Annotated in this window: 10 protein-coding genes; 3 read left to right on the top strand and 7 right to left on the bottom strand. The window is 43.9% G+C overall.

The features are described from left to right. Nucleotides 1-126: 126 nt before the first annotated feature. The 3 genes from V6668_RS16130 to V6668_RS16120 all read left to right on the top strand — a co-directional run bounded on the left by V6668_RS16130 (nucleotide 127) and on the right by V6668_RS16120 (nucleotide 2,677). The gene (locus tag V6668_RS16130; protein ID WP_036615431.1) at nucleotides 127-1,881 is read left to right on the top strand and encodes a methyl-accepting chemotaxis protein; all 1,755 of its coding nucleotides are present in this window, start codon (nucleotides 127-129) and stop codon (nucleotides 1,879-1,881) included. Nucleotides 1,882-2,151: 270 nt separating this feature from the next. Then, complete coding sequence (locus V6668_RS16125; RefSeq protein ID WP_036616061.1) at nucleotides 2,152-2,403, top strand: (4Fe-4S)-binding protein; 252 nt, start codon at nucleotides 2,152-2,154, stop codon at nucleotides 2,401-2,403. Further along, the gene (locus V6668_RS16120; RefSeq protein ID WP_036615433.1) at nucleotides 2,396-2,677 is read left to right on the top strand and encodes a GNAT family N-acetyltransferase; all 282 of its coding nucleotides are present in this window, start codon (nucleotides 2,396-2,398) and stop codon (nucleotides 2,675-2,677) included. The genes V6668_RS16125 and V6668_RS16120 overlap by 8 nt, the downstream gene beginning before the upstream one ends. A gap of 97 nt (nucleotides 2,678-2,774) precedes the next feature. Here the strand turns inward: V6668_RS16120 and V6668_RS16115 are convergent, their stop codons facing one another. The 7 genes from V6668_RS16115 to V6668_RS16085 all read right to left on the bottom strand — a co-directional run bounded on the left by V6668_RS16115 (nucleotide 2,775) and on the right by V6668_RS16085 (nucleotide 13,133). Continuing rightward, complete coding sequence (locus tag V6668_RS16115) at nucleotides 2,775-4,442, bottom strand: glycoside hydrolase family 13 protein (RefSeq protein ID WP_076317780.1); 1,668 nt, start codon at nucleotides 4,440-4,442, stop codon at nucleotides 2,775-2,777. Between the two features lie 52 nt (nucleotides 4,443-4,494). Continuing rightward, entirely contained in the window at nucleotides 4,495-6,123 is a 1,629-nt protein-coding gene (locus V6668_RS16110; protein WP_036671455.1) for a glycoside hydrolase family 13 protein, read from the bottom strand. 22 nt (nucleotides 6,124-6,145) lie between these two features. Next, the gene (locus V6668_RS16105) at nucleotides 6,146-7,039 is read right to left on the bottom strand and encodes a carbohydrate ABC transporter permease (RefSeq protein ID WP_100527586.1); all 894 of its coding nucleotides are present in this window, start codon (nucleotides 7,037-7,039) and stop codon (nucleotides 6,146-6,148) included. 13 nt (nucleotides 7,040-7,052) lie between these two features. Next, a complete protein-coding gene (locus V6668_RS16100) occupies nucleotides 7,053-7,967 on the bottom strand; it encodes an ABC transporter permease (RefSeq protein ID WP_253508706.1) in 915 nt (304 codons plus the stop codon). Between the two features lie 60 nt (nucleotides 7,968-8,027). Then, nucleotides 8,028-9,764 (bottom strand): sugar ABC transporter substrate-binding protein, encoded by a 1,737-nt coding sequence (locus V6668_RS16095; protein WP_338706099.1) that lies wholly within the window; start codon nucleotides 9,762-9,764, stop codon nucleotides 8,028-8,030. Between the two features lie 253 nt (nucleotides 9,765-10,017). Then, entirely contained in the window at nucleotides 10,018-11,424 is a 1,407-nt protein-coding gene (locus V6668_RS16090) for a response regulator (protein ID WP_036615446.1), read from the bottom strand. Beyond that, a complete protein-coding gene (locus V6668_RS16085) occupies nucleotides 11,421-13,133 on the bottom strand; it encodes a sensor histidine kinase (protein WP_036615449.1) in 1,713 nt (570 codons plus the stop codon). Before V6668_RS16085 ends, V6668_RS16090 begins: the two co-directional genes overlap by 4 nt. Nucleotides 13,134-13,415: the final 282 nt, after the last annotated feature.

The following is a 13,415-nucleotide window of genomic DNA, read 5'->3' as shown; positions in this document are numbered from 1 at the left end:
TAATCTGCGTATATGTATATACAAATTTAGGATTAGTCTTCATTTCCCCCTTCAATATTACGATAAATAGTATGGGGTTATACGAATAGCCATATTTACTTTATTACATCCAAGGGGGAACCGTACGTGAAACAGACTCGCAAAAAAAAGATGGATTTAAGGTTCAAACTGTATTTGATTATTCTGGTTCCGCTACTGGCCATGGGCGGTCTAATCATATGGGCAACCATCGACTCCAGTGAAAATGCATCATTAATGACCATGCAGCATAACAATCAGCAGCTGGCTGTGAATACCGCCTCTCAACTAGGTCAGGAGTCGGAATTAATTAAGACATTATCTTCTCCTGCTTCAGAGGAGAGCAACGAATATAAAAGTCTTAGGGACGAACTCGTTAAAGTTAGGCTTCAATCGGGAGCCTTGTATGTTTATATGTATAACAAAACTTCGGACGGGTGGATCTACACCGTAGATGGAGCGAATTGGGACGATACGGAATATAGTCCTTACGGCACTGCAATGGAATTCAATCCCCAGATTCAGGAACGCTTGTTACGCGGTGAAGTCGTCACAACAGGCATTGTAGATGATCCAACTTGGGGACAGCTATTGTCCTCCTTTACACCAATCAAGGATTCGCAAGGTGCTGTCATTGGCTATCTGGGCATTGATATTTCTGCTGGAGCAGTGAATCAAGTCTCCGCGACATCTGTGAATAATGCTTATCAGACCATTATCCCGATTTTTGTGGTTGTACTGATTCTTTCTTTGGTCATGATGTTATTCGTAGTACGAGGTATTCTTAGACAAGTACGCGATATTAAGTCAAGTCTCGAGCAGGTTGCTGATGGGAATCTCAAAGTCGTATCCACACACATGTCCAATGATCAACTCGGTGACATTAGTGATTTGATTAACATCATGGTTGCCCAATTGACGAACATTCTGATGGGAATACAGCAAGGTTCAAATACATTACAGCAGTCATCAAAAGATATTTCGGAAACCGCTCAGACAAACCAGCGTCAGAGCGAAGAACTTTCCAGAGCGATTGAGGAGATTGCCATAGGTTCAATGAAACAGGCTGAAGAGACAGAACACTCCGTCCAGCATTCAGAGAATCTGGGCAAAATAATGGATGAAGTAGGTTCATATGTGAAACAGTTTACTTATACTTCAGAGCAGCTATCTTCTGTTCAAGTACAAGTTACACGTGAACATGAGGTTCTGCTTGAGAAGGGCAGAGAGAATGCCAAGCGTGTTGAGCATCAACAGGATATTTCCAGGTCTCTGACGACTCAATCCGAACTCGCTTCCTCTATTAGCGGTCAAATTCACAACATTTTAAAACAAACTCAAATTCTATCCCTGAATGCTTCAATTGAAGCTGCCCGAGCTGGAGAAGCGGGTAAAGGCTTTGCAGTCGTTGCAGGTGAAATGGGACAGCTCGCTCAACAATCCGAACGTTCGATCCAAGAGATTGATGAGATCCTGGGTTCATTTGTTCAAGAGATACATCGGATGGGCAGTCATTTTGATGCAAATATGGTAGCTGTTAAGGAACAGGAGAAACAGATCGCTGATTGTCTCCAGGCATTTGGACAGGTTAGCCGCTTATCGACCGAAGTGCATGAGTTGGCTCAGAGTTTAGACAGCCGGACGATGGACATGCACTCTATTCGTCAGGAGTTGGAACAGAATCTCAGTTATATTGCTTCCGCAACCGAGGAAACTTCAGCCATGGCCGAAGAAGTCACGGCTAGTGCTGTGGAGCAGCAGCGATCGGCAAACGAACTGTCGAACATCTCCGGGGAACTCGCTGGTCTTGCAGGCAACCTAAAATCATATTCCGATCAATTTCAGATCGAAGTCACTAAATAAGTTCCCAATCTTGCTAAGGGTGTTGTTAGATGACAATTTAGAATCGCCGCCGGAAACATAACTTTCTTGGAGCGTTAATTTTTCGGAGGACTCAGGGTTCTGATCAGCAGCTTCCACCAACGAATTAGGAGATTCATCACGTTGACTTAATAATGATTCCTCATTTATAATTCGAACATTAAGAGCCTGCCAGACATGACTTACCATGGATGCCTGGGATATCGATCTGTAAACAAACTCAAACTCAACAGTGAAAGATGTGAATGCATTATGGTTAAAGAGAAATTATATTACGGTAAAGATATCGAGGTTATGTTTAACTCGGATGTTTGCATTCATTCCGGTATTTGTGTAAAGGGCCTTCCTGCTGTTTTTGATTTAAGCAAGCGTCCTTGGGTTGATCCTGATGGTGACACTTCGGAGGCCATTGCCCGGCATATTGACACATGTCCAAGCGGAGCATTGACGTATAAGCTTCTGGACGGTGAATATTCAACAAAGAAAGAGGATGAACATGCATAACGTAGAACATGAACCTGCCAATAAAAGATTTCTTATTCAAGATAACGGTGACATTGCTGCGGTGATGACCTATGTAATCTCGAGTCCAGAGCTATACATCATTGATCACACTTTGGTGGAAAATGCTTACCGAGGACAAGGGCTTGGCGATGAACTTATCAAAGCTATGGTGGAATACGCGCGGGAAAACGGTATTAAGATTTTACCTCTATGTCCGTTTGCCAAGGGACGTTTCGAACGTATCTCTGAATACGCGGATGTTCTCCATCAATAAAACTAATAGTCGCAGTTGATTTTCATGTGATTACACAACAATAAAAGGCGCCTATATCATTCAAACCATGATATAGGCGCCTTTTTACGTATCCTACTTAAACTTTAACGCTTAATCCAACAATGGTTTCAAACGGTCGCAACATCAGTGGCAGCATGCCATTCTCATAGTTGGTAAGCCAGATCTCTGAGAAGTCGAGGCCAAGCTCATCTTCCTCAAGCTCCACCATGTGTTCAGAAAGATTGATTACTACCAGCACCTGTTGATCTGCCAGTGTACGTGTATATGCATATACACTCGGATGATCCGGCATCAGAAGCTCATAGATACCATAAGTCAATGTATCATGCTCTTTTCGCAGCTGAATCATTTGTTTATAAAAGTGAAGGATGGAACCTGGTTCCTGGAGTTGTTTCTCTACATTAATATGGACGTAATTGTCATTCACTTTTAGCCATGGCGCACCGCTGGTAAACCCGGCCTCTTTGGCCGAAGACCATTGCATCGGCGTTCTGGAATTATCGCGACTCGAAGCCCAGATGATGTTCATGATCTCCTCATGCGACATCCCCTCATCGCGTTTGATCTGATATAAATTCCGGTCGGCTATGTCGTTATAATCCGCTATGGAAGGATAAGCTACGTTTGTCATGCCTATCTCTTGCCCCTGATATATAAAAGGGGTTCCTTGCATGAAAAAGTACATGGCTCCAAGTGCTGTGGCACTTTCATACCAATACTCCGTATCATTTCCCCAAGATGAAACTTTACGAGGCTGATCGTGATTTTCAATAAATAAAGCATTCCAGCCTACGCCTTCCAGTGATTTTTGCCACTTGGTCAAGACGTTTTTCAATTTGGGAACATCCAGTTGCCTGTCTGTACTGTTTTTCCAAAGGTCCAGGTGTTCGAATTGAAAGACCATATTAAATTTCCCTCTGACTTCACAGATCCAATCCAGCAGATCTTCTTGGTCCTCCACCTTAACTCCATTTGCTTCCCCAACAGTCACGACGTCATATCTGGATAATGTATTCTCTTTCATTTCTTGCAGATAACTCTGGATTCCCTTCACATTCATATGCTTTTCAAAAGAGGAGATGTACTTGACGCCTTCTCGGATTGGCATGTCCAAGAGGCCCTCTTCTTTGTGAATATGGCTGATGGCATCCACACGGAAACCATCAATCCCTTTATCCAGCCACCAATTCATCATTTCATATATGGATTTCCGAACTTCCTGATTTGCCCAATTCAAATCCGGTTGTTTCTTGGAGAACAGATGGAGATAGTACTGTCCGGAGACTTCATCATATTCCCAAGCAGAACCGCCAAAGATGCTCTCCCAGTTATTTGGTTCGTCTCCATTCTTCCCATCTCTCCAGATGTACCAATCCCGTTTGGGGTTATCCAGCGAAGCTCTGGATTCAATAAACCACGGGTGTTCGTCACTTGTATGATTGATCACCAAGTCCATGATGAGTTTCATGCCGCGTTGATGAACTTCATGCAGCAATTGATCAAAGTCCGCCATCGTGCCGAATTCATCCATAATGGAACAGTAATCACTGATGTCATACCCATTATCATCGTTGGGTGACTTATACATCGGACAGATCCATATCAGATCAATACCGAGATCTTGAATATAATCCAGTTTAGATATGATCCCCTTGATGTCACCAACCCCATCTCCGTTGGAATCCATAAAACTTCTCGGATAGATTTGATAAGCTACTGCTTCTTTCCACCATACTCTTTTCATTGAATACAATCCTTCTTTCTTGAGAACTGAACATTATATAACGTATTTTGCTTTAATCATGGATAAGGTACATTCTGGCTTCATATGGACGCAATTCGCTCTCCGAGAGTTCACCTGTATAGTTAGCTATCAAAAGCTGATAGGACCCTGTTAATTGCTCCTGAAGCGGAAGTTCAGTCGTATATCCTTGGAAATTGCATACCACAAGAATTGTCGTACTATTCAACGTTCGGGTATAAGCAAACACGTCTGGGTTCTCTGGAAAGATCAGCTCATAATCACCATATACAATGACTTCATGATCTTTTCTGAGTTGGATTAACTTCCGGTAATAATGGAATATGGATTCAGGGTTATTCAAACTTTCCTCGGCATGGATATGCTTATAATTTGGATTCACCTTAATCCAAGGTTCCCCTTGTGTAAAACCCGAGTTATCGGAAGTATCCCATTGCATAGGTGTGCGTGCATTATCACGGCCCTTGGCGTAGATCGACTCCATCACGCTTTGTTCAGGATAACCTTTCCCCATTCTTTCCTTATAAAAGTTGAGCAATTCAATATCCCGATAATCCTCGATAGCGTATTGGAAATTCGTCATACCCAATTCTTCACCCTGATATATGTAAGGCGTACCTTGCATGCCATGAAGAAGGGTAGCCAACATTTTAGCCGATTCAACTCTGAATTCTCCATCATTTCCCCAACGAGATACGATACGTGGCAAGTCATGGTTGTTCCAGAATAGACTGTTCCAGGCATCACCCTTGAGCTCCGTCTGCCACTTGGACAGCACTTTTTTTAATGCCATCACATCCAAAGGTTTAAGATCCCACTTTCCTTTGCCTTCTTGTTCATCCAAGCTGATGTGTTCAAATTGGAAGACCATTGAAAACTCACTGCCGTCTGGATTGCTGTACAGTTTGGCGATTTCCGGAGTGGCGCCCCATGTTTCTCCAACGGTTAGCAGGTCTTCCGCTTTTTGAAACGTCTCCTTGCTCAGTTCCCTGATATATTTATGCAAATTAGGTCCGTTTCCCGTAATCTTCAAATCCGGTTCTTTACCGATTAAGTCGATCACGTCAAGGCGAAAACCACCCACACCCTTGTCGATCCACCAGTTAATCATGTTGTATATCTCCTGCCGGACTTTGGGGTTTTCCCAGTTGAGATCTGGCTGTTTTACGGAAAATAGATGTAAGTAATATTGCCCGATCTCAGGCACCCATTCCCAGGCTGAACCACCAAAGGTGGACCCCAGGTCGTTTGGAGGTGTTCCTTCAACACCATCTCTCCAGACGTAGTAGTCATGGTACGGATTGTCTTTACCTTTTTTGGCTTCTTGAAACCAGGAGTGTTCATCCGAGGTATGGTTCAACACCAAATCCATAATGATTCGAATGTCTCGTTTCCCGGCCTCCTGAATTAATGTTTCCATATCTTCCAAAGACCCAAACATCGGATCGATGTCCTGATAATCTGAAATATCATATCCAAAATCATCTTGAGGAGACTTGCACACGGGTGATAACCAGATCGCACCAATGCCGAGTTGCTGCAAATAATCCAATCGGGACACTATGCCCTCCAAGTCTCCGATTCCATCACCGTTTCGATCTTGAAAGCTACGTGGATATATTTGATATACAACGGTTTCTTTCCACCATTTTTTATTTTCCATGTTCCATTCAACCTTTCTAAGGTTATTCTTTGACCGATCCTACGACAATGCCCGTCACAAAGTATTTTTGCAGCAAGGGATAAATCAGCAATAGCGGGATAACAGCGACTACGATTTTGGCTGCATTCAGGTTTTTGTTCGATATTTCAGTCAGATTACTGAGTTCGCTGGAATTCGTGCCGGCTTGAAGCAAATCGGCAATATTCACGTTAAGGGACTGAATATAGGTCATTAGCGGGTAGTTGCTAACTTTGGTCATATAGATCAAACCGCCGAAAAAGTCATTCCACGTACCCACTATACTGAATAAGGCGACTGTCGCCAGTGCAGGAATGGATACGGGAACATACACTTTGAACAAGACCTGGAGCGGATTGGCCCCATCGATGAATGCTGCTTCTTCAAGCGCTTTAGGTACAGCGGAGAAGAAATTCATCACGAGAATGACACTGAATATCGGGACAGCGCCTGGCAGAACAAGTGCCCAGATCGTATTCAGCATATCCAGGTTTTTGATCAGAAGGTAACTCGGAATCATGCCTCCACTGAACAACATGGCAAAAATCATGATATTCATATAAATGTTTCTGCCTTTAAAATCTCTTTTTGATTTGGATAGCGGATACGCCATTAAAATAATCAGAATCATGTTGAGCACAAGAGCTAGCGCAACACGTAGAACGGATATACCAAAGGAGCGCCAGAACTGTGCATCTTCGATAATTTTGGTATACGCTGCTGTTGTGAAATTAACTGGAACGAGACCTACTGCGTTCGCGGATACTGCCTCGCTGCTGCTGAATGAAATGGCGACGATATTCCATAACGGAAGAAGGCAGACCAATGCCAGCATGATGACGATGGCATAGATGGCAAACCGGCCAATTCGATCTTTTAAGTTTGCAGAATAGGACACAGGTTTGGCCTCCTTAGAATATTTTTCGGTCCGTATATTTTTTGGCCAACTGGTTGGCAGACATGAGCAAAACAATACCGATGACGGACTTGAACAAGCCAACTGCCGTACCGAAGCTATACTGTCGTCCAACGAGACCGATCCGATAAACATAGGTATCCAGAATGTCGCCTGACTCGTAGACAACCGGGTTATACAGATTATAGACTTGGTCGAAACCGGCGCTCAAAATGTTGGTCAAGCTCATTACGCCCATGAGCAGAATAATAGGTAACATGCCTGGCAATGTAATATGCCACACTTTTCTCCACCAACTGGCTCCATCCATTCCTGCTGCTTCATACAACCCAGGATCAATCGACGTAATGGCAGCCAGATAGACGATAGAACTGTAACCAAACTCTTTCCATACGTCTGTACCAATAATCAGTGGCTGGAACCATGTGTTGCTGCCAAGGAAATTAATATTTTCGAGGCCAAAGAACGCCATCATTTGATTCACAATGCCATCCAAACTGAACATGTTGACAACGACGGATGCCAGTACAACCCAGGATAGAAAGTGTGGCAGATAAACAATCGTCTGCACGGATTTTTTAACGTATTTGATACGAATTTCATTTAATAAAACAGAAAAAATGATGGCCATCATCGTTCCGAGCAGAATCTTGCCAATCGCAATCACCAACGTATTGCTGACGACCTGCGCGATATCCGGAAGCTTGAACATATACATAAAATGCTTCAGGCCTACAAATTCGGAGCCAAACATGCCCTTGGCCGGTATATAGTCCTGAAACGCCGTAATGATGCCGACCATAGGAACATAGCTGAATACAAGCAAAAACAAAATGCCCGGAAGCATCATCATATGGTACATGGCACCTGGGCCGAGCCGCCCTCGCGCTTTCCAATTCCCCTGTTTCATGGATGAACCCCTTTCCTGAAGAAAGGCTGCGTATCGCAGCCCTTCCACTGTTCATGGATATTATTGTTTCGATGCGATCTCGTCTTCAATTTCCTGAATGACTTGATCACCACCTTGTTTCTTCCAATTGCTGACGAATGTATCGAAATAATCGAGCGGTTCTGAACCCGTTACAATTTTGATAAACGATTCCTGCTCCAACTTTGTCAGATTGGCCCACGTCTGTTTCATGCTTGGTGTAGTGCCAGAGAAAGCAGGTGTCATCCATACAAATTTGTTTTCTTGTGTCAGTTTGTCGATCAGTCCAACACCGTTGATCCGCGAATGATATTTTGACCAAGCAGTCACATCATCCGTATCCATGTCGCTCAAATAGGTTTTGATGCTTCCGATATTGTTCTTCGATTCGGTAGTGCGAACCTCATCCAGGCTGATCTCTCCTTTAATCCCGCGAACAACGTCAGAGTAATCATCCAACAGCGATGTAGCCGAATTGACTTCGATATTAAAAGGTCTCGTGGAACCGTCTACGCCGGTCTCCTGATACTTGGCAGCTTCCGGCATGGTTGCTGCGGCATCTTTATCATTGGCCAGTTTATCGTAGAACAGGTTTACAATCTTAACCGCCAGTTCAGGGTGTTCATATCCCTTTCTCACCACGATAAACTGATTGGATGGGTTGGCATGCGCCACGTTGACCTTGCCATTTGCATCCTCCAGCGTATAAGCCGAAAATTTCGCATTTTTATCCATCTGTTTTGCACTGATCAGTCCCCAGTCAGGGATATGCCACGGTCCAAAGGCGATACCGCTTTGGCCATTGGCGTAGAGTGCGGTAATATCATCAAACGTACGGGTTCCGAATTGCGGGTCAATGATGCCATTCTTGAACCAATCTGCCATGGTGCCCAGCATTTTCTTCGTTTCTTCTGTCGTGGAACCATACACGATTTTGCCGTCTTCACCATTCATCCAATATTGCGGGAAGGCTCCCTCGGTTGAGGCCACACCCAGCATCGTATAAGCAGAGCCATTATAATCTGTTGTATTCATCGTGTTCACAAATGGAATACCTACCGGGTTCCCGGATTGGCCAGGATCTCTTTTCAGGAATTCCAGCGCTGTTTTCTCCACTTCATCCAGTGAAAGGGCACCGTCTCCGTCTGCATCCAGTTGAATCCCCAGCAGATCCAGCCAATCTTGACGAACCCAAACCATCGTTGGTGCGGAATCCAGGGAAGTCGCCGGAAGGCCCATCAAACGTCCATCAATCGTTGCATTTTCTAATGCACGTCCATCATAGGAATCGTACATCTGCTTGATGTTATCCGTAGCATATTGATCGTAAATGGACGTCAGATCCTCAATCAGATCGTTATCCACCAGTTCTTTCAGTTCATCTTTGGAATCAACACGCATCATGTCAGGCAATTCCCCGGATGCAATGGCAAGCGATACTTGACGACTATAATCTTCACCATTGGCTTCAAATTGATCTGTAATCTGAGCGTTAAACGTGTCTTTGACCAGCCGAGTATATGCGTTGTTCTCATAGGTATCACCAGCCGGCAGTTTTGGGTTGGCTGTGGTTACCCGTCCCATGGTTACGGTGATTTCGTCTTTATAGGCACTGAACGGATCTCCCGGCGTTACCTCATATTTGCCTGCTTCCTCTGCAGTAGGAGGATTGGAAGAGTCTCCACATGCCGCTAGGGCTGCAACCATCAAGGCGGACATGGACAGCACGGCCAGACGCTTTGTCATCCGCTTGCTTTTCATAGACCATTTTGTTCTCATCTAGTTCGATTCCCCTTTATTCTGATGTTCAATATATTTGTTTGCGCTTTCATTATAAAATGAAGTGAAGGCCAATCGAGATAGGGATTACACGTCCGTTTGGATAGAGAAATGGTTACAGTTTTCAGTCCGTATTATGAAGTATGGTTAACTTGTGATCATTTACCCTACCTACTGACCAACATTTGTCTATCTACCCCTCTTCTCGATCAAAAAACAAAAGCCGGCAGCTCCTAAAACAGGAGACTGTCGGCTATTTATTTCCTCTACCTAGCTGCCGATATTCGCTTGGCAGAAGACCTGTCAGTTCGCGGAAAATCCGGCTGAAATATTTTTCATCCGAATAACCCACTCGCTCCGCAATCCAGAAAATCGTATTATTCGTATTGAGCAAGTACTCTTTGGATTTCTCTACCCGGATGAAGCGGGAGTACTCATTAAAGGTTTTCCCCATCAAATCTTTGAAACATTGACTGAAATAACTTCGGCTGATATTGAGTTGTTGGGAGAGACCTGAAGCTGTATAGGCCTGCTCCAAATCCTGCTGCACGATCATCACCGCTTTTTTCACGGCATCGATGATTTCCTGTGAGTACGAAGTCTGTTCATCAGCCTTTCGAATGCTTGCAGCAGTCTGTTTGATCCATTCTTCAACCTCGTACCAAGACTCGAAAGAATGGATCATCGCGATTCTTCCAAGCGTAGTTTGGGCAAAAATACGGTTCCATTCCATCACGATTGAGTACAGCAATCCCATCAACTGACCTTTATGTAATCGTAAGGATATAAACTGGTCAATGAGTTGGTTATAGTAACTCTCATGGTGGGTCCATGGGGTTTGGAACCAACTTTGTTTAATCCGGTCAAGGTCCTCATCTTGCGGTTCATTTGAACATGTATCTTCCTCATTCATGGAAATGGTAATGACTTGGTTATTGGGGTTGTAAACATAGAATAAAGACGACTCTGTATAACTCATAATCCAGTTTTTGATTTGCGACCATGTTCGCTCTTGTACATCAGACAAAACTAACAACGTACACTGGGGAACTTGATGCAGGCATTCCTTCAATTGATGAAATAGTTGATCCTCTTCGGACGGGGGTGCAGCCCACATGCAGCTATTACGCTCAACCTCCCACCTTATCTCATCTTCATGCGCAGTTAACTCCGTTGGCCACTTATGCTCTGATTTCCGCTCCTGTGAAACAAGTGCATACACATTTCGATAATGGACATTGATTTCATCCAGCGAAGGCATCTTTCTTATGGTGCTTGTCAACCCGTTAATTCGGGTATGAATTCGTTGCAGAACATGTTCGAATTGCTCTTTCTCCAGCTGCACTTTGGCTATATAATCGATGGCTCCGAGTCTTAGTGCTTCCTGGATATAATCGAAATCCTGATGCAGTGTTAACACAACGATATGAAGTTCGGGATAGAGCTGCCTCGCAGCTCGCATCAGTTCGATCCCTGACATGACGGGCATCGCAAGATCCGTTAGCATCAGATCGACCGGTTGGGTTTTCAGAAAATCCAGTGCTTTCGCCCCGTTGCTTGCTTCCCCTACAACCTCCATGTCGAACTCGTTCCATGGCATCGCAGAGCTAATACCTTTGCGTACCAGCTTATCATCATCTACAATCAATACCTTAATCATGCCGAGATATCTTCTCCTTTAATAGGCAATACGAGCAGTATGCTTGTCCCTGTTCCCAATTCACTCTCAATCACCAGTTGTGCTTGGTCCCCGTACTGTGCTTTCAACATGCGGTGAACGTAATTGAGTCCGATGCCCATCCCTACTTTTTGTTGTTCAGCTTCACGATTGTTCAGCAGATTATGAATGGTTTCCTCAGTCATACCTGCACCATTATCTTGTATCATAATGTTCAACGTTGAAGTGCATGTCACTTCAATCTGAATAAAACCTTCGTCACTTAATCCATGATATAACGAATTTTCAACCAGCGGTTGCAGAATAAAGCGGGGCACAGCAATTTGAAGCACTTGTTCATCTGCAGTAATGCGGACGTCAAATTCAAAGTCATAGCGAATTTGCTGCAAAATCAGATACTGTCTTAACGCATCGATCTCCTCTTCCATGGTGGATACTTGCCCTAATTTGCCTAGATTGTAATAGAGCAGCTTGTTCAACGATTGTACCAGCTTGTCGATCTCCCCTTGTCCGTTCATGACGGCCAGCCAGTGCACCGTATCGAGCGTATTCATCAGAAAGTGCGGGTTGATCTGATAGAGCAGCTTTTCCACTTCCAGGTCTGCACGAATCTTCTCTTTCTGCTGTACTTCCTTGAAGAGGTCACCAATCTGATGCTGCATGTTCGAAAATTCACCCAACAGAAAATCAAATTCGGGAATCTGAGTGCGAGCTCGGCTCCCTTTTGTTTGTGGATTTTTGGACATTCCATTGATCTCCGAATGGAACAGACCGAGTGGTTTGTACACCATCTTCCACAGGAGCCAAGCGAGAAACACGGTAAAGCCGAGGAAAAATAAAGCGACCAGCAAAATTTGAAGCAACCACTGGTTTTTCTCCTGTTGATATTGAGACTGCGAAATGACCGATACGACACTCCATTTCTGTGAGGAATCCTCCTTGAACCAGTGATACCCGCGGGATATTCCGTCCTTGGCAGGATCGACCGTTAAGCTGGTGAAATTCTCCCCTACCTTCATGGCTTCCGGTATTTCGCTGTACACAATGTTGCCTTCACCATCCAGGATGAGATGAGATAATGCGCCGTTGTATTGATTGTAACCCAAGATATCTTGAGTGAGGCGAAAGCCTGATTCTACGTAAATGAACACGTCGTTCCTCTCGGATAGTTGCACTTTGCGCATAGCAGACAGAACGAGTTGATCATCAAATCGGTTCATACTCATATGGGGGCCATAGTACTTAATGCCATAGGTTTGGAAGAGCACAGGCAGAGACTCAGGAGAGAAACGATCCTTGATCGGAAAGTTGCCGAACTGAGTAGTACCTTCTTTTTGAAAGTAATATAGGGTCAATCCGATATTAGGATTGGTGAAGGTCACAACACTTAACTCGTTTTTTAATTCGTCCCTGGCCTCAATCAGTTCGAAGATATCGGAGGACGGATTCAAGAATTCATCCATTCTTTTGCCTAAAGTACCCCTGTAAGATAATTGTTGCGTCACATGATTCAGATTGGTGATGGAATTCTCCAATGAGGATGTCACCTGCTGTAAATTGCTACGGATACCATCATCGATCTTATTTGCGAAAATGGAGTCGATCGTATAATAAGAAATCGCAAATATACTGATAAAGGGGATAAACGCACTGAGAAAGAACAGTAAAAATATTCTTTTTTTAAGTGTCATGGGAACCTATTCTCCTTCTGAAAATGAAACAGCAAGCCTCCTGCGTATGGAAGCTTGCTATGGATATACATACAGCTATGCCGGTTATCGTTTTCTCCATAGGCCTCGTCCAAGTCCAATTTCCTTTCATCATTATAGATTGATATTCAAATAAGTCAAACGCTTTCATACTGTGCGCATATAAAAAGTGCTACTCCTCAAAATGATGAGGAATAGCACTTTTGTATGCGTACCTTACTTCAGTTGTATCACTTCTTGTTAATGGAATGCTCGAACATTTCA

The sequence above is a fragment of the Paenibacillus amylolyticus genome, assembly GCF_036894225.1.
In the GTDB taxonomy this organism is placed as follows: Bacteria; Bacillota; Bacilli; order Paenibacillales; family Paenibacillaceae; genus Paenibacillus; species Paenibacillus amylolyticus.
This window is presented reverse-complemented; position numbering and strand designations above follow the sequence as displayed.